Source organism: Pseudomonas sp. PS02302, assembly GCF_029959585.1.
GTDB lineage: Bacteria > Pseudomonadota > Gammaproteobacteria > Pseudomonadales > Pseudomonadaceae > Chryseomonas > Chryseomonas aestiva.
Genome location: NZ_JASCON010000004.1, coordinates 55,933 through 82,011, shown reverse-complemented (window position 1 = coordinate 82,011; position 26,079 = coordinate 55,933). Strand labels below are relative to the sequence as shown.

General features: G+C 67.5%; 26 protein-coding genes and 1 tRNA gene. 14 read left to right on the top strand and 13 right to left on the bottom strand.

What is annotated here, in order from left to right; translation table 11 throughout:
- Positions 1-4: 4 nt before the first annotated feature.
- From QMX82_RS02690 to QMX82_RS02680, 3 genes are all read right to left on the bottom strand, one after another.
- A tRNA-Sec gene (locus QMX82_RS02690) sits at positions 5-100 on the bottom strand.
- A 9-nt stretch (positions 101-109) separates the two neighbouring features.
- A complete protein-coding gene (gene selB / locus QMX82_RS02685) occupies positions 110-2,023 on the bottom strand; it encodes a selenocysteine-specific translation elongation factor (protein WP_282281124.1) in 1,914 nt (637 codons plus the stop codon).
- 89 nt (positions 2,024-2,112) lie between these two features.
- A complete protein-coding gene (locus QMX82_RS02680; protein WP_282281122.1) occupies positions 2,113-3,000 on the bottom strand; it encodes a LysR family transcriptional regulator in 888 nt (295 codons plus the stop codon).
- Between the two features lie 110 nt (positions 3,001-3,110).
- Between QMX82_RS02680 and QMX82_RS02675 the strand changes: the two genes are divergently transcribed.
- Entirely contained in the window at positions 3,111-4,097 is a 987-nt protein-coding gene (locus QMX82_RS02675) for an aldo/keto reductase (protein WP_282281120.1), read from the top strand.
- A gap of 45 nt (positions 4,098-4,142) precedes the next feature.
- Here QMX82_RS02675 and QMX82_RS02670 read toward each other — a convergent pair whose 3' ends face one another.
- A complete protein-coding gene (locus tag QMX82_RS02670; protein WP_282281119.1) occupies positions 4,143-4,451 on the bottom strand; it encodes a DUF2288 domain-containing protein in 309 nt (102 codons plus the stop codon).
- Between the two features lie 214 nt (positions 4,452-4,665).
- Here QMX82_RS02670 and QMX82_RS02665 point away from each other — a divergent pair, with 214 nt between their 5' ends.
- The 5 genes from QMX82_RS02665 (at position 4,666) to QMX82_RS02645 (ending at position 9,555) form a co-directional block, all read left to right on the top strand.
- A complete protein-coding gene (locus tag QMX82_RS02665) occupies positions 4,666-5,787 on the top strand; it encodes a branched-chain amino acid ABC transporter substrate-binding protein (RefSeq protein WP_133859888.1) in 1,122 nt (373 codons plus the stop codon).
- Positions 5,788-5,901: 114 nt separating this feature from the next.
- Positions 5,902-6,825, top strand: a complete 924-nt coding sequence (gene livH, locus QMX82_RS02660) for a high-affinity branched-chain amino acid ABC transporter permease LivH (RefSeq protein ID WP_007159571.1) — start codon at positions 5,902-5,904, stop codon at positions 6,823-6,825.
- Complete coding sequence (locus tag QMX82_RS02655; RefSeq protein WP_282281114.1) at positions 6,822-8,078, top strand: high-affinity branched-chain amino acid ABC transporter permease LivM; 1,257 nt, start codon at positions 6,822-6,824, stop codon at positions 8,076-8,078. The genes livH and QMX82_RS02655 overlap by 4 nt, the downstream gene beginning before the upstream one ends.
- Positions 8,075-8,842 (top strand): high-affinity branched-chain amino acid ABC transporter ATP-binding protein LivG, encoded by a 768-nt coding sequence (livG, locus tag QMX82_RS02650; protein ID WP_133859890.1) that lies wholly within the window; start codon positions 8,075-8,077, stop codon positions 8,840-8,842. The genes QMX82_RS02655 and livG overlap by 4 nt, the downstream gene beginning before the upstream one ends.
- A gap of 11 nt (positions 8,843-8,853) precedes the next feature.
- Positions 8,854-9,555 (top strand): ABC transporter ATP-binding protein, encoded by a 702-nt coding sequence (locus QMX82_RS02645; protein ID WP_208694381.1) that lies wholly within the window; start codon positions 8,854-8,856, stop codon positions 9,553-9,555.
- 638 nt (positions 9,556-10,193) lie between these two features.
- On the opposite strand, the gene QMX82_RS02640 is transcribed toward QMX82_RS02645, so the two are convergent.
- On the bottom strand, positions 10,194-11,105 hold the full coding sequence (locus QMX82_RS02640; protein ID WP_282281113.1) for a LysR family transcriptional regulator: 912 nt from the start codon (positions 11,103-11,105) through the stop codon (positions 10,194-10,196).
- A gap of 97 nt (positions 11,106-11,202) precedes the next feature.
- On the opposite strand from QMX82_RS02640, the gene QMX82_RS02635 reads away from it, so the two are divergent.
- The 3 genes from QMX82_RS02635 (at position 11,203) to QMX82_RS02625 (ending at position 15,283) form a co-directional block, all read left to right on the top strand.
- Positions 11,203-11,802: a short chain dehydrogenase gene (locus QMX82_RS02635; RefSeq protein ID WP_282281112.1), complete on the top strand. Its 600-nt coding sequence runs from the start codon at positions 11,203-11,205 to the stop codon at positions 11,800-11,802.
- 59 nt (positions 11,803-11,861) lie between these two features.
- Positions 11,862-12,542, top strand: coding sequence for a hypothetical protein (locus tag QMX82_RS02630; RefSeq protein ID WP_208694378.1), 681 nt, complete (start codon positions 11,862-11,864; stop codon positions 12,540-12,542).
- A 176-nt stretch (positions 12,543-12,718) separates the two neighbouring features.
- A complete protein-coding gene (locus QMX82_RS02625; protein ID WP_282281111.1) occupies positions 12,719-15,283 on the top strand; it encodes a bifunctional diguanylate cyclase/phosphodiesterase in 2,565 nt (854 codons plus the stop codon).
- An 18-nt stretch (positions 15,284-15,301) separates the two neighbouring features.
- On the opposite strand, the gene QMX82_RS02620 is transcribed toward QMX82_RS02625, so the two are convergent.
- Complete coding sequence (locus QMX82_RS02620) at positions 15,302-16,264, bottom strand: GlxA family transcriptional regulator (protein ID WP_282281110.1); 963 nt, start codon at positions 16,262-16,264, stop codon at positions 15,302-15,304.
- Between the two features lie 286 nt (positions 16,265-16,550).
- A complete protein-coding gene (acs, locus tag QMX82_RS02615; RefSeq protein ID WP_208694375.1) occupies positions 16,551-18,509 on the bottom strand; it encodes an acetate--CoA ligase in 1,959 nt (652 codons plus the stop codon).
- Between the two features lie 163 nt (positions 18,510-18,672).
- Here acs and QMX82_RS02610 point away from each other — a divergent pair, with 163 nt between their 5' ends.
- A complete protein-coding gene (locus QMX82_RS02610; RefSeq protein WP_282281109.1) occupies positions 18,673-19,023 on the top strand; it encodes a 4a-hydroxytetrahydrobiopterin dehydratase in 351 nt (116 codons plus the stop codon).
- A gap of 23 nt (positions 19,024-19,046) precedes the next feature.
- Here the strand turns inward: QMX82_RS02610 and QMX82_RS02605 are convergent, their stop codons facing one another.
- Entirely contained in the window at positions 19,047-19,460 is a 414-nt protein-coding gene (locus tag QMX82_RS02605) for a VOC family protein (RefSeq protein WP_208694374.1), read from the bottom strand.
- A gap of 124 nt (positions 19,461-19,584) precedes the next feature.
- Here QMX82_RS02605 and QMX82_RS02600 point away from each other — a divergent pair, with 124 nt between their 5' ends.
- The gene (locus QMX82_RS02600; protein WP_133859899.1) at positions 19,585-19,809 is read left to right on the top strand and encodes a hypothetical protein; all 225 of its coding nucleotides are present in this window, start codon (positions 19,585-19,587) and stop codon (positions 19,807-19,809) included.
- A 2-nt stretch (positions 19,810-19,811) separates the two neighbouring features.
- The gene (locus QMX82_RS02595) at positions 19,812-20,264 is read left to right on the top strand and encodes a GNAT family N-acetyltransferase (protein WP_208694373.1); all 453 of its coding nucleotides are present in this window, start codon (positions 19,812-19,814) and stop codon (positions 20,262-20,264) included.
- Here the strand turns inward: QMX82_RS02595 and QMX82_RS02590 are convergent.
- Positions 20,261-20,476, bottom strand: a complete 216-nt coding sequence (locus QMX82_RS02590) for a DUF3820 family protein (protein ID WP_158892131.1) — start codon at positions 20,474-20,476, stop codon at positions 20,261-20,263. The genes QMX82_RS02595 and QMX82_RS02590 overlap by 4 nt on opposite strands.
- 122 nt (positions 20,477-20,598) lie before the next feature.
- On the opposite strand from QMX82_RS02590, the gene QMX82_RS02585 reads away from it, so the two are divergent.
- Complete coding sequence (locus tag QMX82_RS02585; RefSeq protein ID WP_282281107.1) at positions 20,599-21,405, top strand: SDR family NAD(P)-dependent oxidoreductase; 807 nt, start codon at positions 20,599-20,601, stop codon at positions 21,403-21,405.
- A gap of 92 nt (positions 21,406-21,497) precedes the next feature.
- Here QMX82_RS02585 and QMX82_RS02580 read toward each other — a convergent pair whose 3' ends face one another.
- Together QMX82_RS02580 and QMX82_RS02575 are read right to left on the bottom strand one after the other, a co-directional pair.
- Complete coding sequence (locus tag QMX82_RS02580; RefSeq protein WP_208694371.1) at positions 21,498-21,689, bottom strand: hypothetical protein; 192 nt, start codon at positions 21,687-21,689, stop codon at positions 21,498-21,500.
- Between the two features lie 310 nt (positions 21,690-21,999).
- Positions 22,000-22,797 (bottom strand): phosphodiesterase, encoded by a 798-nt coding sequence (locus tag QMX82_RS02575; protein WP_282281106.1) that lies wholly within the window; start codon positions 22,795-22,797, stop codon positions 22,000-22,002.
- Positions 22,798-23,136: 339 nt separating this feature from the next.
- On the opposite strand from QMX82_RS02575, the gene QMX82_RS02570 reads away from it, so the two are divergent.
- On the top strand, positions 23,137-23,841 hold the full coding sequence (locus QMX82_RS02570; RefSeq protein WP_282281104.1) for an aspartate/glutamate racemase family protein: 705 nt from the start codon (positions 23,137-23,139) through the stop codon (positions 23,839-23,841).
- Here QMX82_RS02570 and QMX82_RS02565 read toward each other — a convergent pair.
- Positions 23,838-25,142, bottom strand: a complete 1,305-nt coding sequence (locus QMX82_RS02565) for a leucine-rich repeat-containing protein kinase family protein (RefSeq protein WP_208694367.1) — start codon at positions 25,140-25,142, stop codon at positions 23,838-23,840. The two genes, QMX82_RS02570 and QMX82_RS02565, sit on opposite strands and share 4 nt — an antisense overlap.
- Before the next feature lie 73 nt (positions 25,143-25,215).
- Positions 25,216-25,893 carry a haloacid dehalogenase type II gene (locus QMX82_RS02560; RefSeq protein WP_282281102.1) on the bottom strand — a complete coding sequence of 226 codons (678 nt, stop codon included), beginning with the start codon at positions 25,891-25,893 and terminating at the stop codon, positions 25,216-25,218.
- Positions 25,894-26,079 lie beyond the last annotated feature (186 nt).

Genomic DNA, 26,079 nt, shown 5'->3' with positions numbered 1-26,079 from the left:
AAAATGGCGGAAGGCAGTGGGAGTCGAACCCACCCGGGAACGGCTGCCGTCCCCAACCGGGTTTGAAGCCCGGCCACGCCACCGGGCGTGATTGCCTTCCTCTGTTGCACTAGCCCTTGGCCGCGCGGGCCCAGGCGCTGTCCGGGCGGACCCGGCGCTCGTCGCCGAAGCGACGGGTGAAACCGATGCGATCCAGGCATTCGAGGATCTGGATGCTGCGCTTGCGACCGATGCCGAGGGCATCGCGAAAGGCCGCGGCGCGAATGATCCCCGCTTCGCGCTCCAGGCGCAATGCCTCGCCGGCCGCGGCTTCCAGACTCGCCTGGGGATAGAAGAGATCCCTGACCACCTGGGTCAGTTCCCCCAGCCGGGCCAGCTTGCGCAGCAGCAGCCGCACCTCGGCCTCGGGCTGATCCAGACTTCTGGCCAGATCGCGGGTCCAGGGCGGATCGAAGCGTTGGGCCTCCAGCAGCGGCCAGAGGCGGGTCTTGAGCCCCTCCTCCGCCTCGGTGAGGCGAACCCGGTGATCGGGCAGGTGCAACCAGGGACCGCTGCTCTGCAATCGCCCCTCGGCCAGGGCCGTCTCCAGCAGGGCCAGATAGACGGCCCGCTCCAATTCCGGTGCGGCGATGCGGCGGAGGCGATCCCGATCGGGACCCAGCTCGTCGGGTTGTTCATGGTGAAAGGTCGCCAGCGCCACGCCCAGGCGCTCGAGCGCGGTCTGCCACAGCGCCGCCGCGAACAGCCGCGGGCCGATCCGCGTCTCCATCCTCAGGGTGTCGGCGGGCAATTGCCAGTCGCCTTCGGGCCGGTTGAACTGCCGGGCCAGCAATCGCGGATCGAGACCGCCGTCGGCCTGGGCCAGGAGTTCGGGCAGCGCCTCTTCCAGACCGCCCCGACGCAGGGCCTGGAGTTGGGCCAGGCGCTGGGGCGTGCGGCGATGGCGCGCCGGGGCGAAGGGATCGAGCAGCCGGGCGCCGCCCAGGGTGCGCTGGGCGGACTGGTCGCGCAGCACCAGGCGATCGCCATGCACTCCGTGCAGCGGCGCATTGAGTACCAGCTGTGCCAGGGCCATGGCGCCGGGGGCCAGGCTGTCGCCTTCCAGCAGGGCGACGCGACCGGTGAGATCCTGGGCGCCCAGGTGCACATGCACCGGCGTCCAGTGCGCCAGGTTGCGCGCCTCGCCAGGCAGCAGGCGCAGTTCCACATCGATCCGGGTGGTGGGCGCGTGCAGCGCCTCGGCCACCAGCCAGTCACCGCGGGCGAGGCTGTCGGTGCTCAGCCGCTCGCCCGCAAGATTGAGCGACACCCGCTGACCAGCCTGGGCGGTTTCCGCCGCGCGATTCTGGGCGTGCAGCCCCCGCACCCGCAGGCGCTGCCCGCGCGGGGTGAGCAGCAGTTCGTCGCCGACGGCCACCTGGCCGGCAAAGGCGGTGCCGGTGACCACCACGCCGGCCCCGGCGACGCTGAACACCCGGTCCACGGCCAGGCGAAAGCCGCCGCGGGTGTTGCGCTGGCGCACCTGGTCCAGGGCCGCGAGCAAGGCGGCACGCAATTCGGGGATGCCCACGCCGCTGGGGCTGGCCACCGGATACAGCGGCGCCCCGGCAAAGGGGCCGGCGGCCAGCAGCGCACTGACGTCCTGACGCACCTCGGCCAGTCGCTCGGCATCCACCCGATCGGCCTTGGTCAGGGCCACCAGCAGCCGGGGAATGCCGAGCAGTTCGAGGATCGCCAGGTGCTCACGGGTCTGCGGCATGACGCCGTCGTCGGCCGCCACCACCAGCAGGGCCAGATCCAGGCCGCTGGCGCCCGCCAGCATGTTGTGCACGAAGCGCTCGTGACCGGGCACGTCGATGAAACCGGTGAGACCGCCGTCGCCCAGATCGGCATAGACATAGCCCAGGTCGATGGTGATGCCGCGTGCCTGCTCTTCGCGGCGGCGGTCACCGGCGACCCCGGTGAGGGCCTGGATCAGGGCGGTCTTGCCATGGTCGATGTGGCCGGCGGTGCCGATGATCATGGGCACGGTACCAGGCGGATGAACAGGGACGTCATGGCGGCTCCAGGCGGCGGACTGGCGCTCAGGGTAGCGGCGCCCCGCGTGATCGCCTAGCCGTGACGCTCGCGCAAGAAGGCCACGAAGGCCCGCAGCGGGGCCGGCAGCTGGCGGCGATCCGCATAGTAGAGCCGCGGACCGGGAAAGGACGTGGACCAGTCCGCCAGCACTTCCACCAGGCGACCGTCGGCCAGGGGCTCGGCCAGATAGTCGGCGAAGGAATAGATCAGGCCGACGCCGTCGAGGGCGGCCTGCAGCTCCAGATCGAGCGCCGAGGCCAGCAGGCGACTGCCCGGCGTGACGTTGCGGACCTCGCTGCCGCGCTCGAAGCTCCACTGCGCCACCAGGCCGCTGGCGAAGCGATGCCCGATGCAGGAATGCCGGACCAGGTCGGCGGGGTGTGCCGGTACGCCGTGCCGTTCCAGGTAGGCAGGGGTTCCGGCCACGGCGAATCTCTGGGTGACCGGGCCCAGTCGCACGCTGATCATGTCCGCCTCCAGGTGCTCGTCGTAGCGCACCCCGGCATCGAAACCCGCGGCGAGCACGTCGATCAGCCGGTCCTCGGCCACCACCTCCAGGCGAATGCCCGGATGCCGGGCCAGGAAAGGGCCGATCAGCGGCGGCAGCAGCACGCGGGCGACGATGGTGGGCACATTGAGCCTCAGGCTCCCCACCGGACTCTCACCCTCGGCATTGATGGCGTCCAGCGCGCCGCGCACCTCGCGCAGCGCGGGGGTGAGGCGTTCCAGCAGACGCTGGCCGGCCGCGCTGGGCGTCACGCTGCGGGTGGTGCGGTGCAGCAGCCGGACATCCAGTTCCCGCTCCAGCCGCCGCACGGCATCACTCAGGGAAGAGGCCGCCACGCCGCGCACATAGGCGGCGCCACGAAAGCTGCGGGCCTCGGCCACGGCGGCGAAGGCCGCCAGGTCATCCAGATTCAAGGCGCCTCCATTGTACGGCTGAGCGAACAGGTCGTTGTGTCGAGACCGGATTATCGCACAGCGTCATCCTGGCTAGAGTGAAGCCTCATTCACCTGACGAGGAATCCCTCATGCAACAGCGTCGCTTGGGCCAGCAGGGCCCCCTGGTATCGAGCCTTGGTCTGGGCTGCATGGGCATGTCCGATCTCTATGGCAGCGCCGACCGAGGCGAGGCCATCGCCACCGTCCAGGCCGCCCTCGAACGCGGCGTCACCCTGTTCGACACCGGTGACTTCTATGGCATGGGCCACAACGAACTGCTCCTGGGCGAAGCCCTGCGCGGTCGGCGCGACCAGGCGCTGATCAGCGTCAAGTTCGGCGCCCTGCGCGGTCCGGGCGGCGAGTGGCTGGGCTACGACACCCGGCCGGCGGCGATCAAGAATTTCGTCGCCTACAGCCTCAAGCGCCTGGGTGTGGATCACATCGACATCTATCGCCCGGCACGGCTGGATCGCCAGGTGCCCATCGAGGACACCATGGGCGCCCTCGCCGAGCTGGTGCAGGCCGGCTACATCCGCCATATCGGCCTTTCCGAGGTGGGCGCCCAGACCCTGCGGCGGGCCGCCGCGGTGCATCCGGTCTGCGACCTGCAGATCGAGTATTCGCTGGTCTCGCGCGGCATCGAGGCGGAGATCCTGCCAACCTGCCGCGACCTGGGCATCGGCATCACCGCCTATGGCGTGCTCTCCCGTGGCCTGCTCAGCGGTCACTGGCGCCAACCCTCGGGCAGCGGCGACTTCCGCGCTCATAGTCCGCGCTTCCAGCCGGGCAACGTGGAGAAAAACCTGGCGCTGGTGGAAGGCCTGAAGCAGTTCGCCGAACACCGGGGCACCACCCCGGCCCGGCTGGCGGTGGCCTGGGTCGCCGCCCAGGGCGACGACATCGTGCCACTGGTCGGTGCCCGCCGCCGCGAGCAGCTCGACGAATCCCTCGGCGCGCTGGAGGTGACGCTGAGCGCTGCGGATCGCGCCGAACTGCAACGGCTGCTGCCGCCGGACGCCGTGGCCGGCGATCGCTACGGCGAACACCAGCTCCGCGATCTCGACAGCGAACGCTGAGCCACGCCCTTTAGCAGTGGCCCGCCTTGCGCGGGCCTTTGCGTTTCAGCGTTCGGCCGGACGCTCCTGCATCAGCACCCAGGGCGCCACCACCACCGCCCACAGGGGCACCTCGGGCGCCTCCAGTCGGCGCCGCGCGCGGTCTTCGTCGACCTTGGCCAGTCGGCCCTGCTGCAGCCACAGACCCACCCGGGCGGCATCGTCCTGGGTCACGGCGATGGCCGCTTCGATCAGGTCCAGCTCGGGTGCCACTTCCAGCAGCACGCCCCGCGCAAAATGCGGTTGCAATTCTTCCCAGCCGATGGCGGCGGTCTGCCCGAGCAGGGTGGCGTAGCGCGTTGCGTGATCGGTCATGGTGCGGGCCTCGCGAAAAGGGCGGATTCTACCGTTGCCCTCCCCGCTTGCCGAGCGCCCGGACGCACGGGCCACAGATCCGACAAGTTGTCGTCGCCAGCTTTCCAAGACGAACAGACGGTGATTAAACTGCGCGGCGCGTCATAAAGAACAAAATCGGCACATTTTCGCTTCCAACTGCCTCATTAATAAAAGCATTCCGAGTGGAGCACTCATGAAAAAGGCAACTCTGCGTTTCTCCCGCCTGGTCGCGGCCCTGGCCCTGGCCGGCATGGCCAGCCACACCCTGGCAGCCGACACCCTGAAGATCGGTCTGGCCGGCCCCAAGACCGGTCCGGTCGCCCAGTACGGTGACATGGAGTTCATTGGTGCCCAGATGGCCATCGAGCAGATCAACAAGGCCGGCGGCGTCAAGGGCAAGCAGCTCGAAGGCGTGATCTACGATGACGCCTGCGATCCCAAGCAGGCCGTGGCGGTTGCCAACAAGATCGTCAACGATGGCGTCAAGTTCGTCGTCGGCCACCTCTGCTCCAGCTCCACCCAGCCCGCCTCCGACATCTATGAGGACGAAGGCATCCTGATGGTGACCCCGGCGGCCACCAGCCCCGACATCACCAACCGTGGCTACAAGCTGATCTTCCGTACCATCGGCCTGGACAACATGCAGGGCCCGACCGCCGGCAAGTTCATCGTCGAGCACGTCAAGCCGAAGATAGTCGCGGTCATCCACGACAAGCAGCAGTACGGCGAAGGCATCGCCACCGCGGTGAAGCAGACCCTGGACAAGGCCGGCGTCAAGGTCGCCGTGTTCGAGGGCATCAACTCCGGCGACAAGGATTTCTCCTCGCTGATCGCCAAGCTCAAGCAGGCCAACGTCGACTTCGTCTACTACGGCGGCTACCACCCCGAGCTGGGCCTGATCCTGCGTCAGGCGGCCGAGAAGGGCCTGACCGCCAAGTTCATGGGTCCGGAAGGCGTGGGCAACAGCTCCATCTCCGCCATCGCCGGCAAGGCCTCCGAAGGCCTGCTGGTCACCCTGCCGCGCTCCTTCGACCAGGATCCCAAGAACCAGGCCCTGGTGCAGGCGTTCAAGGACAAGAAGCAGGATGCGAGCGGTCCCTTCGTGTTCCCCTCCTACGCCGCCGTGCAGGTCATCGCCGAAGGCATCGAGAAGGCGGGCGACGAGAAGCCCGAGGACGTGGCCAAGGCACTGCGCAGCAACACCTTCAACACCCCCACCGGTGAGTTGGCGTTCGACGAGAAAGGCGACCTGAAGAACTTCGAGTTCGTGGTCTACGAATGGCACGCCGACGGCACCAAGACTGAAGCCAAGTAAGCCCTGCCTGTAACACCGGAGCCCACCGCCAACGGCGGTGGGCTTCGTTTATCCGCCTCCATCCGAGGCCTGGGACCCGCACCAGAAGTGCACCAAGGTCCCCTGGAGACACCCATGCCCGAGTTCTACCACTACCTGCAACAGCTGGTGAACGGCCTTACGGTCGGCAGCACCTATGCGCTGATCGCCATCGGCTACACCATGGTCTACGGCATCATCGGCATGATCAACTTCGCCCATGGCGAGGTGTACATGATCGGCTCCTACGTGGCCTTCATCGCCATCGCCGGCCTGGCCATGCTGGGTATCCACAGCCTGCCCATCGTCATGCTCGCCGCCTTTGGCGCCAGCATCATCATCGCCAGTGCCTACGGCTACAGCATCGAACGCATCGCCTATCGCCCCTTGCGTGGCGGTAACCGGCTGATCCCGCTGATCTCGGCGATCGGCATGTCGATCTTCCTGCAGAACTGGGTGCTGCTGGCCCAGGATTCCAAGGACAAGTCGATCCCCAACCTGCTGCCGGGCAACTTCATCATCGGCACCGACGCCATGAACGGCGTGGTGATCTCCTATGTGCAGGTGCTGATCTTCATCGTCACCCTGCTCACCATGTTCGGCCTTACCTGGTTCATCTCCCGCTCCCGCCTGGGCCGCGCCTGCCGCGCCTGCGCAGAGGACATCAAGATGGCCAACCTGCTGGGCATCAACACCAACGGCATCATCGCCCTGACCTTCGTCATCGGTGCGACCCTCGCCGCAGTGGCCGCGGTGCTGCTGGGTATCCAGTACGGCGTGATCAACCCCAGTCTGGGCTTCCTGGCCGGCATCAAGGCCTTCACCGCCGCCGTGCTCGGCGGCATCGGCAGCATCCCCGGCGCCATGCTTGGCGGCCTGGTGCTGGGCGTGGCCGAGGCCTTTGGCGCCGACGTCTTCGGTGACCAGTACAAGGACGTGGTGGCCTTCAGCCTGCTGGTGCTGGTGCTGCTGTTCCGCCCCACCGGCATCCTCGGTCGCCCGGAGGTGGAAAAGGTATGAGTGCCCGTCTGCGAACCGCCTTCTTCAGCGCCCTGCTGGTGCTGGCCGTCGCCTATCCCATCCTCGGCCTCAAGCTGGAGACGGTGGGCGTCAACCTCGAAGTGCACGGCGCCCCGCCGCGCACCCTCTGGATCGTGGCCCTGGCCGCGGTACTGATGTTCGTCTGGCAACTGGTGCGTGACCCGCTCACCGCCGGCTGGCGCCGCGGTGGCGGCCTGCACCTGCCGGCCACCGGCCTGGGCACCAAGCTCACCGAACCCAAGACCCAGCGCTGGGTGATCCTCGGCCTGGTACTGATCGCCCTGGTGTGGCCCTTCTACGGCTCGCGCGGCGCGGTGGACATCGCCACCCTGATCCTCATCTACGTGATGCTCGGCCTCGGCCTGAACATCGTGGTGGGGCTGGCCGGTCTGCTCGACCTGGGCTACGTCGGCTTCTATGCCGTCGGCGCCTACACCTACGCCATGCTCTCCCACTACTACGGCCTGGGCTTCTGGGTCTGCCTGCCGCTGGCGGGGCTGATGGCGGCGCTGTTCGGCTTCCTGCTCGGCTTCCCGGTGCTGCGCCTGCGCGGCGACTACCTGGCCATCGTCACCCTGGGCTTCGGCGAGATCATCCGCATCCTCTTGCGCAACCTCACCCAGTGGACCGGCGGCCCCAACGGCATCAGCGGCATCGAAAAACCGACCCTGTTCGGCCTGACCTTCGAACGCCGGGCCCCGGAGGGCATGACGCCCTTCCACGAGTATTTCGGCATCCCCTACAACTCCGAATACAAGGTGATCTTCCTCTACCTGATCGCCCTGCTGCTGGTGCTGCTGACCCTGTTCGTGATCAACCGCCTCCTGCGCATGCCCATCGGCCGCGCCTGGGAAGCCCTGCGCGAAGACGAGATCGCCTGCCGCGCCCTGGGGCTGAATCCCACGCTGATCAAGCTCTCGGCCTTTACCCTGGGCGCCTGCTTCGCCGGTTTCGCCGGCAGCTTCTTCGCCGCGCGCCAGGGCCTGGTGTCGCCGGAATCCTTCACCTTCATCGAATCGGCCATCATCCTGGCCATCGTGGTGCTGGGCGGCATGGGCTCCCAGCTCGGCGTGATCCTCGCGGCCATCGTGATGATCCTGCTGCCGGAGCTGATGCGCGAATTCAGCGAATACCGCATGTTGATGTTCGGCCTGCTGATGGTCGTGATGATGATCTGGCGTCCGCAAGGCCTGCTCCCGATGCAACGCCCGCACCTGGAGTTGCGCAAATGAGCCAAGCCCTTCTCGATGTCTCCGGCCTGTCCATGAGGTTCGGCGGCCTGCTGGCCGTCAACGGCGTCAACATCCGCGTGGAACAGGGCCAGGTGGTCTCGCTGATCGGTCCCAACGGCGCCGGCAAGACCACGGTGTTCAACTGCCTGACCGGCTTCTACCGACCCAGCGGCGGCGAGATCCTGCTCAATGGCGAAGCCATCCAGGGGTTGCCCGGGCACAAGATCGCCCGCAAGGGCGTGGTGCGCACCTTCCAGAACGTCCGCCTGTTCAAGGAAATGACCGCGGTGGAAAACCTGCTGGTGGCGCAGCACCGCCACCTCAACACCGGCTTCCTGGCCGGGCTGTTCAAGACCCCGGCCTTTCGCAAGAGCGAAGCCGAAGCCATGGACTACGCGCGCTTCTGGCTGGAGCAGGTCAATCTCACCGAATTCGCCAACCGCAACGCCGGCAACCTCGCCTACGGCCAGCAGCGCCGCCTGGAAATCGCTCGCTGCATGATGACCCGCCCGCAGATCCTCATGCTCGACGAGCCGGCCGCCGGTCTCAACCCGCGCGAAACCGAGGACCTCAAGGCGCTCATCGCCCTGCTGCGCGCCGAGCACGGCGTGACCGTGCTCCTGATCGAGCACGACATGCACCTGGTGATGAGCATTTCCGACCACATCGTGGTGATCAACCAGGGCACCCCCCTGGCCGACGGGACGCCGGAGCAGATCCGCAACAATCCCGACGTGATCAAGGCCTACCTGGGCGAATCCTGATGGAGACCACCATGCTGCAGTTCGACAACGTCTCCACCTTCTACGGCAAGATCCAGGCGCTGCATGGCGTCAGCGTGCAGGTGAACCGGGGCGAGATCGTCACCCTGATCGGCGCCAACGGGGCCGGCAAGTCCACCCTGCTGATGACCCTTTGCGGCTCCCCGCGCGCCCACAGCGGCAGCATCCGCTACGAAGGCGAGGAACTGGTCGGCCAGGAAACCGCGCAGATCATGCGCAAGGGCATCGCCGTGGTGCCGGAAGGCCGCCGGGTGTTCGCCCGCCTGACCGTGGAAGAGAACCTGGCCATGGGCGGCTTCTTCACCGACAAGCCCGCCTACGACCGCCAGCTGGAGAAGGTCCTCGGTCTCTTCCCACGCCTCAAGGAGCGCTATGCCCAGCGCGCCGGCACCATGTCCGGCGGCGAGCAGCAGATGCTCGCCATCGGCCGGGCGATGATGAGCGAGCCGCGCCTGCTGCTGCTCGACGAGCCGTCGCTGGGCCTGGCGCCCATCATCATCCAGCAGATCTTCGAGATCATTGAGCAACTGCGCCAGGACGGGGTGACGGTGTTCCTGGTCGAGCAGAACGCCAACCAGGCGCTCAAGCTGGCCGACCGCGGCTACGTGCTGGAGAACGGCCGCATCGTCATGCAGGACAGCGGCGCCGAGCTGCTGGCCAACCCGGACGTGCGCAAGGCCTATCTGGGCGGCTGAGTCACACCGTCGCCACCTCACATGCCTTGACCTCGGCGCCGTTGGGTTGAGCGCAGCGAAGCCCAACAGCACCGTAGCGTGGAAAACGGCGCAGCCTTTTCCACTGGGGCTTCATCGCGAAGGGTGCCCTCACCCCAGCCCTCTCCCGCAGGAAGAGGGGGCTATCCGTGCGCCACGCAGGTTGGGTTGAGACGGCTCCATCGTCGAAGCCCAACAGCAACGTAGCGTGGAAAACGGCGCAGCCTTTTCCACTGGGGCTTCATCGCGAAGGGTGCCCTCACCCCAGCCCTCTCCCGCAGGGAGAGGGGGCTATCCGTGCGCCACGTAGGTTGGGTTGAGACGGCTCCATCGTCGAAGCCCAACAGCACCGTAGCGTGGAAAACGGCGCAGCCTTTGCCACTGGGGCTTCATCGCGAAGGGTGCCCTCACCGCAGCCCTCTCCCGCAGGGAGAGGGGGCTATCCGTGCGCCACGTAGGTTGGGTTGAGACGGCTCCATCGTCGAAGCCCAACAGCACCGTAGCGTGGAAAACGGCGCAGCCTTTTCCACTGGGGCTTCATCGCGAAGGTTGCCCTCACCCCAGCCCTCTCCCGCGGGTAGAAGGGGCTATCCGCACCCGCGTTCAGCTCATCGGCTCCACTACCCCAACGCCTCCAGGCGCTGCCGACTGCGCTCGAACCAGTCGCTCAGGGCTTCCGCCACCACGCGCGTTCGCTTGGGCAGGCCACCCTGGTAGGGATGCACCAGAAACAGCGGCTGGCTGGGGGTGCGCCATTCCCCAAGCAGCCAGACCAGGGCGCCACTGGCCAGCTCTTCGTGCACCATGAATGAGGGCAGCCGGGCGATGCCCTGCCCGGCCAGGGCGGCCTGCTTGAGCAGGCTGTAGTGGTTGCAGGCCAGACTGGGAGCTACCTGGACACGATCGAGTCGATGCTCGCGGTGATAGAGCCAGACCTCTCCCTCGGCATAGTGGCTGTTGACCAGGCAGCGGTGACCGAGCAGCTCCTCGGGCGCCTGGGGGACCTCGTGCCCGGCCAGATAGGCGGGTGCCGCGCAGGTCACCTCCTGCATGGCGAACAGCGGTCGCGCGACCAGACGTTCGTCCGGGTCCAGCCGGGCGCGAATCGCCAGGTCGAAACCCTCGGCCACCAGGTCGCGATAGCCGTTGTCCAGCACCAGGTCCAGCTGGATGGCGGGATGGGTGGCGCGACAGGCCAGCAGCACCTCGAAAAAGGTGTAGCCCAGGGACACCGGAACGGTCAGGCGTACCGGCCCGGCTGCCTCCTCCTGCAGGCGGGCCACGCTCTGCAGGGCCCGCTCGCGCTGGCGCACCAGGGCCTGCGCCTCGGGCAGCAGGGCGCGTCCGGCGGGGGTGGGATCGAGACGGCGGGTGGTACGGTGCAGCAGGCGGGTCTCCAGGCGCACCTCCAGCGCCCGGATGCGCTTCGACAGTTGCCCCTTGCTGCAGCCCAGGCGCTCGGCGGCGCGGGTGAAGCTGCCGCTTTCACAGAGGATGGCGAAGGCGGCGAGATCGGCGAAATCGTCCTGCATCGTTTCCTCCGGGAAACACTGGATTGCCATTCAGGTGATTTATCAAGGCAATGCGCCATTCTAGGCTGGAGACTCCTTCCCTTCACGGAGTCGCCTCATGAAAATCATCCTCGTCGGTGCCAGCGGTACCCTGGGCAGCGCCATCGCCGAACGCCTGGGCAGCCGCCACGAGCTGATCCGCGTTGGCCGCCAATCCGGCGATCTGCAGGTCGACATCACCCAGGCGGATTCCATCCGCGCCCTGTTCGCCCAGGTCGGGCGCTTCGACGCCCTGGTCAGCGCGGTGGGTTCGGTGACCTTCGCCCCCTTCACCGAGATGACGCCCGAGGCCTATCAGAAGGGCCTGCAGGACAAGCTGATGGGCCAGGTCAACCTGGTGCTGCTGGGCCAGACCCAGGCGGCCGAGGGTGCCTCCTTTACCCTGACCACCGGCATCCTCAGCGAACAGCCCATCGCCCAGGGCAGCTCGGCGGCCATGGTCAATGCCGCCCTGGAAGGCTTCGTCCGCGGCGCGGCCATCGAGTTGCCGCGGGGTCAGCGGATCAATGCCGTGAGTCCGACGGTGCTGGAGGAATCCCTGGGGCACTACGGCGATTTCTTCCGCGGCTTCAAGGCGGTATCGGGGGCCGAGGCGGCCCTGGCCTACGAACGCAGCGTGGAAGGACGGGAAACCGGCAAGACGTATCGCGTCTGGTAAGTCCTTGAGCTCGCGGCGCTGTCTGAGTAACGTGTGCCCACCTCAGTCGGAGTCCTGCGATGCCAGCGCCGCGTGCCATCTTTCCCCTTGCCCTGCTCGGCCTCCTCGGCGGCTGCAGCCTGTTCCAGAGCGACGACACCCCGCGTGCACCGGGCGGCGAGCGTCTGCAGGGCGATCTGCGCTGGAGCGGTGACCAGCTGCTGTTCCGCCCCTGCCAGGAACAGCGCTTCTTCGACGTCACCGACGCCAACAACACCGCCATCCTGCGCGATGCACACGAACTGGCCGCCGACAGCGGTGCCGCTTCGCTGTTCGCCGACCTGCGCGGCAAGCTCAAGTCCGGCGGCCGCGACGGCGCCCAGGGAGTGTTCGCCGTCACCGACGTCTACCGCGTGCAGTACAGCGGTCCGGGCTGCAGCGATCCCAACTTCAAGCGTACCGCCATGAATGCCGGTGGCCATGGGCCGGACTGGAGCGTCCAGGTCAGCAACCAGGGCATGCTCATCAGTACCGCCGGCCAACAGCGCCGCGCCCTGCCCTTCGTGCAGGAAGAACTGCCCGGCGGCATGCGCGCCCTCTCCACCGAGGCCAATGGCGAAAAAGTCGAGCTGTGGATCAATCCCCGGCGCTGCGTGGACGGCCGGACCGGCACCGTGCAGTCGCTGCAGGCCGAATTGCGCATCAATGGCCAGACCTGGCAGGGCTGCGCCTTCTACGGTGGGGCCGGCAACCCCACCTAACTCGGGCGTTCGCGCGATGCTTAGCGCGATCCCCTTGGCATCTTCCGCTTTACGTTTAGCGTCGCCCGCCCGCAGGGGCTAGTCTAGCGACGGCAAGGCTTCATCCGCTTCGCTTGGCCACCTCCGGGTCGCGCCGGGCCAAGCCACAGGAACGCTCATCCAGCCAGGGTCCAGGCATGCCAACATCTTCCGTGTCCCGCAGCGCCTCACCGCGTCGGCGGGGCCATACCGTCCTCCTGCGGCTGTTCCCGGCGCTCTGCGTGCTGCTCCTCGGCCTCATCGGCCTGGGTTGCTACCTGCTGGTCGACAATGCCGTGCGCCAGGATGCCACCGTCGCCCAGCACACCGAGCGCGCGGTCGGTCGCACCTTTACCCGCCTCGATGAAGAGGTCGCCCGCAACCTGATCGACTACAGCAAATGGGACGAGGCCTTTCGCCGCCTCCATCAGGAACTGGACCCCGACTGGGCCTACGACCAGGGCAACCTCGGCGAATCGCTGTACCGCGTCTATGGCTACGAAGGGGTGCTGGTATTTGACGGCCAGGACCGCCCCCGCTATCGCCTGCTCGCTGGCCAGCTGGTCGATCCCGCTACACCCTGGCTGCAGGGCGATATCGCCGGCCTGCTGGAAGCGGCACGCAGCGCCGACGCCCGCGCCGGCAGCGTGTCCGGGGTACTGACCGTGGCCGGCACGCCGGCACTGGTGGCCGCCGCTGCCATCACCCCGGGCGATCATGCCGGCGTCCGCCCCCAGGAGGCGCCGGCCTCGGTACTGGTCTTCGTCAATGTGCTGAGTCCCGCCCGGCTGGCCGCCCTGAGCGAAGCCAACAACCTGCCGCCGCTGAGCATCACCACCGACCCGGCCGGCAGCCGCGCCAGCTGGCAACTGCCGGGTTCCGGCTATCAGCTGACCTGGCGCCCGCCGCGACCGGGTTTATGGCTGATGCAGCAGACCCTGCCGCTGTTCGGCGGTGGAGTGCTGATCCTGCTGCTGGGGCTGATCTGGCTGTTTCGCCAGGCGCTGCTGTCGATGCGCCAGCTGGATGCCCAATACGATGACCTGCTGGCCAGTCGCAGCGAACTGGCGATTGGCGAGCGGCGTTTCCGCGACATCGCCGAGGCCACCTCGGACTGGCTGTGGGAGGTCGACGCCACCCTGCGCCTGGTCTATGTCTCGGATCGCTTCGCCGAAGTCACCGGGGAAGCCACTGAGCGCTGGCTGGGGCGACCGCTCAACGAACTGCTGACGCCCCATGCCGATACCCTGGCGCACTGGCTCGCCGGCCAGGCGCACGACCGCAAGCCGCGACCTCCGCTGGTCTGTCACTACTTGGACGGCAACGGCCGCGAACGCACCTGTCGGGTCGCCGCCCGGGCCATTCCCGAGGGGGGCTATCGCGGCACCGTCACCGACCTCACCGACGAGATCGAGGCCCTGGCCCAGGTCCAGCATCTGTCCTGGCACGACCCCCTGACCGGCCTGCCCAACCGCCATCGTCTGCACCAGTTTCTCGCCACCCACCTGGAAGGCCCGGAGCCGCGGCCCCTGGCGCTGATCAGTCTGGACCTGGATAGATTCAAGACGGTCAACGACGCCCTCGGCCATGCCGCCGGCGATCAGGTCCTGCAGGAAGCGGCGCAGCGCCTGCGGCAGAACGTGACCGCCACCGACCTGGTGGCGCGCCTGGGCGGCGATGAATTCTGCGTGGTGCTCAGCGGCGATCGCGACCCGGGCACCATCGCCGACCTCTGCCGACGGCTGGTTGAGCAGTTGCGCCAACCCTTCCGCCTCGGCGAGCAGCGGGTCTTCATCGGCAGCAGCCTGGGCGTGGCCCTGGCGCCGCGGGATACCGGCATCCCGGCGGAACTGCTGCGCCTGGCGGATATCGCGCTCTACCAGGCCAAGGCCGCTGGCCGCGGCACCTGGCGCTTCCACGAGCCGGCCATGAACGAGCAGGTGCTGTTGCGCCGGCAGCTGGAGCAGGACCTGCGCCAGGCCCTGCGCGATGACCGCCTCAGCCTCTACTACCAGCCGCGGCGTTGCCTGGCCGATGGCAGCCTGCGTGGCTTCGAGGCGCTGGTGCGCTGGGAGCACCCGACCCAGGGGCTGCTGGAGCCGCTGGACTTCCTGACCCTGGCCGAGGACGCCGGCCTCGGCCAGCGCCTGGGACGCTGGGTGCTGGAAACCGCCTGCCACGATGCCCAGGGCTGGCCGGAACGACTCTCGGTGTCGGTCAACCTGTCGCCGCAGCAATTCCACGCCAACGAAGACCCGGTGCAGACCGTGGCCGAGGCGCTCTACCAGAGCGGCCTGGCGGCGTCGCGGCTGGAGCTGGAGCTCACCGAACGCACCCTGCTGGATCCGGCCGCCGACGTGGCCAACACCCTGGGTGCGCTCAAGGGCCTGGGCGTACGCCTGTGCCTGGACGACTTCGGTTCCGGCCTCTGCTCCCTGGCCTACCTGCGCCGCTATCCGCTGGACGGCATCCGCCTCGATCGCAGCCTCATCGCCCGGCACCATCAGGCGCCGGAAGACAGCGCCCTGGTGCGGGCCATGATCGATCTAGGTCGTTCGCTGGGGCTGAGGGTGACGCTCAAGGGGGTGGAAGACGCCGACCACCTGCGCCAGCTGCAGCACCTGCCGGCGGACGAGATCCAGGGCTTCCATTGCGGCGCGCCCCTGCCGGCCGATCGGCTGGACGCCTGGCTGGACGAGCTGGCGACCGAGTCGCTGAGTTGAAGCGGCAGGGCCGGGCGCCTAGCGCTCGGCCACCATGCTGCCCTCGCCCGCCGCGCCGCGCCGCTGATTGCGGTCGTCGCGGGGAGTGACGCCAAAGAAGTTGCGATAGGCACTGGAGAAATGCGGCCCCGACGAGAAGCCGCAGGACAGGCCGATCTGGATGATCGACTTGCTGGTCTGGGTGAGCATCTTGCGCGCCCGGTTCAGCCGCAGTTCCAGGTAATACTGGCTGGGCACCCGCGCCAGGTATTGCTTGAAGATCCGCTCCAGTTGCCGACGGGAGACGCAGACGTGCTGGGCGATCTCGTCGGTGGTGAGGGGCTCTTCGATGTTGGCTTCCATCAGCATCACCGCCTGGGTCAGCTTGGGATGACTCGACCCCAGCCGATTCTTCAGCGGAATGCGCTGTCGCTCGCTGCCTTCGCGCAGCCGCTCGACGATCAGCTCCTCGGCGATGGTGCCGGCCTGCTCGGCGTCGCGGTCACGGCCGATCATGGCCAGCAGCAGATCGAGGATGGCCAGGCCGCCACAGGCGGTCAGGCGATCGCGGTCCCATTCGTAGAGGTGGTGGGTGGCGATGACCTTGGGGAATTGCTCGCTGAATTCCTCCAGCCAGCGCCAGTGCACGGCGGCGCGATGACCGTCGAGCAGCCCGAGCTGGGCGAGGATGTGCACCCCGGCGGAAAAACCACCCATCACCACCCCGGCCCGGGCGGTCTGGCGCAGGGCCGCGATCAGCGGTGGCGGCAGCGGCGGCGAGGGTTCATCGGCCAGCACGAAGAGCCGATCCAGGCGTTCCAGCTGCCCTTCCCAGTGGCCACCCGGCAGTCGCGGCTGCAACTCGCTGCCGGCCTGCAGAAAGCGCACCTCGTAGGGCGTATCGCTCGAGTGGCGCGAGGCGAGTTCCAGCGCTTCCTCGACCAGGCCCACGGTCAGCGGACGAACGTCGGGCCACAGCAGAAAGGCGATGCGGATGGTCATCTAACGTCTGGCTTCCTGTCGAGAGCGGCGGGGGCAACCGATCCGGGGCCCGCGCGCCATGAAACCCTTGTGGGGTGGCACGCATGGTACGCCGGAGCGCTGCCCCTGTCCCGGCCTTTGCCCCGGGTAGCGGACCGGAGTGCCCTGCGGCCCGCCGGCTGGCGCGATTCTAGCGCCAGCGCAACGGCGGCGGCTTCCAGCCTGGCGACACGTCCTTACAGGACCGCCAAAAAAAAGAAACCGCCCGCTACCGGGACGATAGCGGGCGGTTGCCGAGGCCGCTGGATCAGGCGACGGCCTGGCTCATCTGCTGGTGGGTCCCGACCAGATGCTGCACCACGCCCGGGTCGGCCAGGGTGGAGATGTCGCCGAGCGAGTCGTATTCACCCACGGCGATCTTGCGCAGGATCCGCCGCATGATCTTGCCGGAGCGGGTCTTGGGCAGACCCGGCGCCCACTGGATCACATCGGGCGTGGCGATGGGGCCGATTTCCTTGCGCACCCACTGCTTGAGCTCCTGGCGCAGGGCTTCGTTGCCCTCCTCGCCCTGGTTGAGGGTGACGTAGACATAGATGCCCTGGCCCTTGAGATCGTGGGGCATGCCCACCACCGCGGCCTCGGCCACCTTGGGATGGGCCACCAGGGCGCTCTCGATCTCGGCGGTGCCCATGCGGTGGCCGGAGACGTTGAGCACGTCGTCGACGCGACCAGTGATCCAGTAGTAGCCGTCTTCGTCGCGGCGGGCACCGTCACCGGTGAAGTACATGCCCTTGAAGGTCTTGAAGTAGGTGTCGACGAAGCGGTCGTGGTCGCCATAGATGGAGCGCGACTGGCCCGGCCAGGAATCGAGGATCACCAGGTTGCCTTCCACGGCGCCGTCGAGCAGGTTGCCTTCGTTGTCCACCAGTGCCGGCTGGATGCCGAAGAACGGGCGGGTCGCCGAACCGGGTTTCTGGCCGATGGCGCCCGGCAGCGGGCTGATGAGGATGCCGCCGGTCTCGGTCTGCCACCAGGTGTCGACGATGGGGCAGCGCTCCTGGCCCACGGTCTTGTAGTACCAGTGCCAGGCCTCGGGGTTGATGGGCTCGCCCACCGAACCGAGCAGGCGCAGGCTGCTGCCGTCGACGCCGCGCATGGCCGCATCGCCCTGGGCCATCATGGCGCGGATGGCGGTGGGCGCGGTGTAGAGGACGTTGACCTGGTGCTTGTCCACCACCTGGCCCATGCGGGTGACGTCCGGGTAGTTGGGCACGCCTTCGAACAGCAGGGTGGTGGCGCCGTTGGCCAGGGGGCCGTAGACGATGTAGCTGTGGCCGGTGATCCAGCCGACGTCGGCGGTGCACCAGTAGACCTCGCCGGGACGATAGTCGAAGACCCGCTCGTGAGTCAGGGCGGCATAGGTCAGGTAGCCGCCGGTGGTGTGCAGGATGCCCTTGGGCTTGCCGGTGGAACCGGAGGTATAGAGGATGAACAGCGGCGCCTCGGCGGACATCTCCTTGGGCTCGCAGTGCTCCGGGGCCACCGAGGTAATGTCTTCGTACCAGACGTCACGGTGGCGGTGCCAGGCGATGTCAGCGCCGGTGCGCTTGCAGACGATCACCTTGTGCACCGAATGGGTGGCCGGATTGGTCAGGGCCTCGTCGACGTTGGCCTTGAGCGGGATCTTGCGCCCGCCGCGCACGCCTTCGTCGGCGGTGATCACCAGCTTGGACTGGCAGTCGCTGATGCGGCCGGCCAGGGATTCGGGGGAGAAGCCGCCGAACACCACCGAGTGCACCGCGCCGATGCGGGCGCAGGCCAGCATGGCCACCACGGCCTCGGGAATCATCGGCATGTAGATGGTCACCACGTCGCCGCGGTGGATGTCCTGGCCGCGCAGGGCATTGGCCAGCTGGCAGACCTCGCGATGCAGTTCGCGGTAGGTGATGTGGCGGCTGTCGGCCGGATCGTCGCCTTCCCAGATGATGGCGGTCTGGTCGCCGCGGGTTTCCAGGTGGCGATCCAGGCAGTTGTAGGAGGCGTTCAGGGTGCCATCGGCGAACCACTGGATGTCGACGCGATGATCGTCGAAGGAGGTCTGCTTGACACGGCTGAAGGGCTTGATCCAGTCCAGGCGCTGGGCCTGCTCGCGCCAGAAGCCGTCGGGGTTGAGGATGGACTGCTGGTACAGCCGGCGATAGGTGACTTCATCGGTCAGGGTCCGGGAAGCGACTTCCGCGCGGACCGGATAAAAGGCGGCACTCATGGGACGATCTCCTCGGCGGGAAACTGTTGTTCTTGTTGCCTTCAGTTGTACGGCGCGCACCGGTTTCGGACCATTCGACCATGGTCGGACGGGGCGCCGGGAGCTGACCGGCGGGTCTGTTACCCTTGCCCTTTCGTGACTTTCTTTCCCCAAGGAGCGCCCCATGGCCGATCTCGCCCACTCCCATTGCGTCCCCTGCCGCTCCAGCGAGCCGGCCCTGAGCGCGGCCGCCAGCAGCGAATTGCTCAAGGCCGTCCCCGGCTGGACGCTGGTGGAACGCGCGGGGATTGCGCGGCTGGAACGCCGCTATGCCTTCGGCAACTTCCTCGAGGCCCTGGACTTCACCAACCGCGTCGGCCGCGAAGCCCAGGACGAGGACCATCATCCCGCCCTGCTCACCGAATGGGGCGCGGTGACGGTGAGCTGGTGGACGCACAACATCGGCGGTCTGCACCGCAACGACTTCATCATGGCCGCCCGTACCGATTCGGTCGCCCTGGCGGCCAACGTCTGACCATCGGAGCGCCGGACCCTGTGCTAGTCGCAGGCGGCGGTCAGTCCCTCGGCATGGACGAAGCACAGCTTGTTGCCCTCCGGGTCCCGGCAATAGGCGGCGTAGAAGTCCGCGCCATAGCCTGGTCGCACCCCTGGGGCGCCTTCGTCGTTGCCGCCCAGTTGCAGGGCGCGGTGCCAGGCCGCCGTCACCGCTGCCGGCGAGGGCGCGGCAAAGCTCACCTGGACGCCATTGCCCCAGGAGGCCGGCAGGCCGTTGAACGGCAGTTGCACATAGAATTGCGGCCACGCCCGCCCCGGGCGCTGCCAGCCGCAGCCGGGCGGGCCGCCATCGTCTTCCGCCGGCATGCGTACCAGGCCGAGTTCGTGCAGGACGCTGTCGTAGAATTCAATCAGGCGCTCCAGATCGCGCGCGCCTAGCTGTACATGGCTGAACATGGACGCTCTCTCGCTGGCAGGGGTCATCAAGCCACGTTAGACCAGTCCGCCGCGCCTGCCTATCGGCTCGACAAGCCCGGCGCGGACGGTTAGCGTGGCGGCCTTCGCCTCTGACGACTTGCCCATGAATCTGCGCAACCTCCCCCGCCTGACCAAGATCGGCCTGGTCTTCTTCATCCTTGGCCTGCTGGGCGTGGCCTTCTCCCTCTATGGCCTCTACCAGGGTCCGCGCCCCACCGAACCCGGTGCCATGCGCAGCCTGCTGTTCGCGGCGGGGTTGCAGCTGACCGGCTACGTGCTGCTCAACCGCAACCGCTTCCGCATGCTGTCCGGCCGCCGCAAGGACTGACCATGACCCTCCAGTGGAGCTGCCGCGCCGCGCCAGCGCTGACCACCGCCGAACTCTATGCCGCCCTGGTGCTGCGCGCCCGGGTGTTCGTGGTGGAGCAGCAGTGCATCTATCCCGACGCCGATGGCCTGGATCTGGCAGCGGATGTCTGGCACCTGTTCGGCTGGCGTGACGACCAGTTGCACGCCTACCTGCGCCTGCTCGGGGCGGTACGCGAGGACGTGGTGATCGGCCGGGTGATCGTCGCCCCCGAGGGCCGCGGCAGCGGCCTGGGGCACCTGCTGCTGGCGCAAGCCCTGCGCGTCTGCGCCGAGCGCTGGCCCGGGCGCTCGCTGTTTCTCTCCGCCCAGGCTCATCTGCAGGCCTACTATGGCCGCTATGGCTTCACGCCCTGCTCAGCGGTGTACGACGAGGACGGAATTCCCCATATCGACATGCGTCGCCTGGCGGACTAGCGTCGGCGGCGCAGCGGATCGAGCAGCGGCTTGAGGCCGTTGTGGTCGATCTCCTGCATCAGCGCCAGCAACCGGCCCAGCTCGCCAGGTGGAAAGCCGCTGCGGGCGAACCAGTTGAGGTAGTGGCCCGGCAGGTCGGCCAGCAGGCGGCCGGCGTACTTGCCATAGGGCATGGTCCAGGTCACCAGGGCGTCCAGATCCGCGGGTTGCATCGCTTGTCTCCTCTACACGGCCTGGCGATTATGCCATGCCGTCAGGGGTCAACCATCGGCCGCGGGGAGCACCAGCCCGCCGCGACGATCCCAGCTACACCAGGTCTGCAGAGGATTTCAGCATGAGCAATGTTACCCGGCCACTGGCCGCCGTTACCGGTGCCTCCAGCGGCATCGGCTTTGAACTGGCCAAGCAGCTGGCCCGCCATGGCCATGACCTGCTACTGGTTTCCCGCGGCGACGGCCTCGACGCCGCCGAGCGCGAATTGCGCGCCCTGGGGGTCAAGGTCTGGAGTCATGCGGCCGACCTGCGCACCGCCGTGGGCGTGGAAGAAACCTTCAGATTCCTGCGCCGCCAGGGGCGGCCGCTGGACGTCGTGGTGCTCAATGCCGGGGTCGGCCTGGGCGGCGCCTTCGTCGGCCAGACGCGGCTGGAAGACGAGATGGCGCTGATCCAGCTCAATGTGATGGCTACCGTGCACCTGGCCAAGCTGGTATTGCCGGAGATGGTCGCCGCCGGCCGTGGCCGGATGCTCTTCACGTCGTCCATCTCGGCCACGGCGCCGATTCCCTTCGAGGCCGTCTATGGCGCCTCCAAGGCCTTCATCAACGCCTTCGCCTTCGCCCTGCGCAACGAACTCAAGGACAGTGGCGTGACCCTCACGGTGCTCATGCCCGGTCAGACCGACACCAACTTCTTCCACCGCGCCGGCGAGGACGACACCAGCGTCGGCGCCGGGCCCAAGAACGATCCGGCGCAGGTGGCCGCCCAGGGCTATGCCGCCCTGATGCAGGGCCTCGACCATGTCTATGGCGGCGGCCCCGAAGTCCAGCACGAGGGCGAGGTGCTCAATCGGGTGGAAAGCGAGGCGCAGAAAGCCGAGCGCCATCGCGCCTGGTCGGAGCCGGGATCGGCGGAAAAGGACTAGCGGCCCTTGCGCCGGGGCGCCGGCAGGCGCAGGCGGCGACGTCAGGCGAGGGGTCATGACCAAGACCCTGCCTGACATCCGGCTGGCCGGCTCTAGTTGACCGGCGTGGCCCCGGGCGAGCCGCACTTGGCGAACTTGCCCTTGGCGTCCTTGCATTGCGCGGCCTTGGTCTTGGTCGTGTCGCATTTGACGAACTTGCCGTGGGCATCTCGGCAGGGCGCCGCCTGGACACTGGCGGCTGCGAAGAGGGTCAGGGCTACCGCGGCGAACAGGGCTTTGAGCATGGCGATCACCTCCAGGGGCCGGGAGTGGCCTCTCGAAGCGTAGCCTGCGCACGTGGGGTCTGCCATGGGGTTTGAAAGCTGCAGATCATCCCGGCGAGATTGAACGCTCAGGCAAGGGTCGGCCGTCGATCACTCGTCACTTGGCCAAGGATATTCAGGCTGGCGGAATACCCTCTGCCCTTGGAATGACACTGGTAACGGCTAGCGGAGCGTTTCGCCATCGGTAGCTAGCACGCTCTGGCGGTATTGGCCTCGTTGTTCCAGGAATCACTCTTGAGAACATTGCCAAAGCACCACTGGACCGAGTTATTCAGGCAAATGGATAGGGTCCAGGAAAGTCGCCTACGGGATACCAGTGGGTAATGAGGCCGGCATCGGTCCACTGGTGCAGCAGGATGGCCGGCGGCTCAACGTAGGACGCTTCGCTGGCCTGGGGATCCAGACGTAGTGCTATTGCGGTGGTGGTACTAGGCGCGGTACATAGCAGGGTGCCCGCAAAACGCAGGGTCATAAAGCGATGAATGTGCCCGCACAGGATTCGCTCGACGCTGGGGTAGTCGCTTACTACGTGCCCAAGGCGGTCGCCATTGAGACACCTGTAGGCATCGATATAAGGAATGCCGCTATCGAACGGCGGTTGGTGCATGAATATCAGGGTGGGTGTTTCTGGCGCTTCGTCTAGCCGCTGGCGTAGCCAGGCCGCGTGGCTTTCGGTCATGTCACCATGGTGGTCATTCGCCACACTGATGTCCAACGCGATGATTCGCAACGGCCACGCAGGATCGGCGTAGACAGCGCTCCAATCCAGCGTATCGTCGCTGGGGCAGTGGTCTGCAAAATAACGAGCCATTACCTGGCGGTCATCGTGGTTGCCCGGCAGCATCAATACCGGTGTCGTCAAAGGCTCCAATATCTGTTGTGCCTTGTCATAGGCTGCTGGGCTTCCGCAATCGACCAGATCCCCGCTGAATAGAATCACATCCGGTTTGGGCTGCAATTCAAGCAGCGTACGGACGGCTGCTTCAAGCATGGCATTGGCGTCCACTTGATTCTGGTAAAGCTGGCCCTCAGGCCTTACATGCGTGTCGGAAAACTGAGCTATCAGCATAAGACCCTCACCCATTCCTGAAGACCGCTACTACCGCGCGCCACAGCGCAACCCGCTATCCCGTGCGGCAGCCCTCATAAGTCCGCTTTTAGCAGCAATAGTGGTGCCAAATGCGAAAGGCTCTGCCAGTGTTAACCCGAAAAGAGGGAAACCGTTGCGCACAGCGTTCACGGGAGAGAGCCAATCGCGCCGGGATAGTCATCCCACCGCTTCAAGAGTCTCCCGCGCTTTCTCCCTACCGCACGCTCACTGTACTGCTCGATCTCCCGCCTACTGATCCTCACGCACAGCTTGAACAGACGCCAAGATGCCCGTTCGCCAATCACCGTGAGAACGACCATGCGCACCCTGGGCCTGCTGGGCGGCATGAGCTGGGAGAGTTCGGCTCACTACTATCGCATCCTCAATGAAGAGGTCCGGCGCCGGCTGGGTGGCAGTCATTCGGCGGCCTGCCTGCTGCTGTCGGTGGATTTCGCCGAGATCGCCGCGCTGCAGCATGCCGGCGACTGGACGGCGCTGGGTCAGCGCCTGCAGGACCACGCGCGGCAACTGGCCGCCGGTGGTGCCGAGGCGCTGGTGCTCTGCACCAACACCATGCACTGCCTGACGGCGGAGATCGAGGCGGCCACGACCTTGCCGCTGCTGCACATCGCCGACCCCACGGGTGCGGCGATCCGCGCCCGGGGCCTGCGGACCATCGGCCTGCTGGGCACCGCCTTCACCATGGAGCAGGCCTTCTATCGCGAGCGGCTGACCAACCGCTTCGGCCTGGAAGTGGTGGTGCCTGATGAAGCCGCGCGCCAGATCGTGCACCGCATCATCTATGACGAGCTGGTACGTGGCGAGGTGCGCCCCGAGTCGCGGGCAGCCTATCGCGCGATCATCGCCGAGCTGGTCGCCCAGGGCGCCGAGGGCATCGTGCTCGGCTGCACCGAGATCATGCTGCTGGTGGACCAGGGCGACAGCGCGGTGCCGCTGTTCGACACCACGCGACTGCATGCCCTGGCCGCCGTGGACTGGGCCCTGGACGAGACCCAGGGCTAGCCCTGCAGCCGCTGCGCCACCTCGGCCAGCAGCGGGCGCGCATCGAGTGCGGGCTGCTGGCACTGCGCGGCCAGGGCCGCCAGCGCCGGATCCACGGGCTCGCTGCAACGCGTCAGCCACTCCTCCAGCAGGATGCCGAAGGCGCGACTTTCGAAGCGTTGCAGCCGCGCGGCCTGCGCCCGGTCCTCGGGCAGCAGCGAGGCGCCGCCGAAATCACCCAGCAGGCAGCGCGCGCCACCGTCCCAGAGGATGTTGTGGGCATAGAAGTCGCCGTGGACCAGGCCATGCCCGTGCAGGTGCGCCAGGGCGCTGGCCATGCCGCCCGCCATGGTGCGCACGGCGCTGGCGGTAAAGCGGGTGTCTTCCGGATAGACGTCACGGCTGCAGGTGGTGAAGCTCGGCGGACCGGCCAGGTTGCCGAAGGCCGGCTCCACCAGCTCCAGCACCAGGCCACTGCGCTGCTCGGGATGCTCGGCCAGATCACCGAGGGCGCCGATCAGCCAGGGATGGGTGCCGGCACTGAGGCTGGCGGCGCTTTCGCTTTCCGGGGTGCCATCGCTGGTCATGCTGCCCTTGAACAGCTTGACGGCGACCTCGCGCGGCCCCGTGGGCGACTGCCAGCGCGCCTGGTGGATGATGCCGGAGGCGCCCTCCCCCAGCCGCTCGCCCAGCACCAGGTCGCTCCAGGCGATGCGTTGTTGCCGCGCCGCCTGGGTGCGCACCGCGCGCTCGCGCTCGGCCCCCAGGGGATTGTCGCCATAGGCCAACCAGGTCAGCCGCGGCAGGTCGAGGATGGCCGGGGGCAGCGCCGCGAAGCGATTCGCCGACAGCCGCAGCAGTTCCAGCTGGTGCAGGTCGGCCATGGACGGCGGCAGGCTCTGCAACTGGTTGCCGGCCAGCATCAGTTTCTGCAAGGCGGGGCGTTCACCCAGGGCGGCGGGCAGCTCGGCGATGCGGTTGTCGGTGAGGATCAGCCAGCGCAGGCGCGGCGGCAGGGCCGCAGCGCTCACCCGCTCCAGCTGGCAGGCCTTGAAGCCGATCATTTCCAGGTTGGGTAGCGTGCCGAGCACCTCGGGCAATTCGGTGAAGGGATTGCCCGAGCAGAAGAGAATGCGTAAGCGGTGCAGCCGGCCCAGGTCGGCGGGCAGGCGGGTCAGCCGATTGCCCGACAGGTCGAGGATTTCCAGGCTGTCGGCCAGGCCATAGATCTCTTCGGGGAATTCGCTCAGGTCAGCGCGCAGGGTCAGGCGCGTGGCCCCGGCCAGTTCGCCGGCACGCAGCCGGGCAAGGGTATCCGTCATGGGGAAGCGACTCTCACTGTCTTGAAAACCCGGCACCCGCCGGTGATGGCGCGGACGTTAGCACGCCGGGCCGCTAGCTGCGGCCCTCGTGCGCCAGAATGCGCGCCACTGCCTCTTGCAGCGTGCCGGCGGTCACCGCGGGCGGCGCCAGGGGGTTGGCCACCTGCTCGGCCTGCCGCTGCAGCAGGGCACCCTTGCAGCCGGCCGCCTGGGCGCCGGCGATGTCCCAGGCATGGACGGCGACCAGCCACAGCTGTTCGGCCGGCTGATCCAGGCTGGCGGCGGCCTGGCGATAGGCCGCCGTGGCGGGCTTGCTGGCACCGGCGTCCTCGGCCGAGAGGATGCCGGCGAAGGCATCGCTCAGGTCGGCGTAGGCCAGCTGCGCCTGGGTAGCAGCGCGCGCATTGTTGGAAAAGGCGATGCAGCGCACCCCCTGCGCCCGGGCGAAATCGAGGCCCGCGCGGACATCGGCATGGGCGGGCAGCCGTTTGAGGGCGTCGGCGACGCGCTCTTTGTCGGCGTCGCCAAGCCTTCGTCCGAGTCGTGCAGCGATCATCTCCAGCGCGGCCTGGCCCTGGGCCTCGAAGGGCGCGTGCCGGCCACAGAGCTCGGCGGTCATGGCGTTCTGCAGGGTCTGGGCGAACCACAGCAGGCGGCTGCCGGGATCACCGAACAGCTCGGTGAACAGGCCGTCCAGGGCGGACAGGTCGAGCACGGTCTCGTTGATGTCGAACAGGCAGGTGAGGGTCATGATCGCTACTCGGCAGAGGATGTCTGTTCGACCAGGACTCGCGACCGCCGTGCAGCCGCGTTAAGGTTTGCAGGCTTGGCGGTCGAGATGAAGGGGTTAAAGTCTTACGATTTTTAGCCGATACCTCAGTTGATCTGCCTCTTTTTTGCCGCCCCCGCCCGGCTCGGGTGGCGGTAGTTCCTCGCA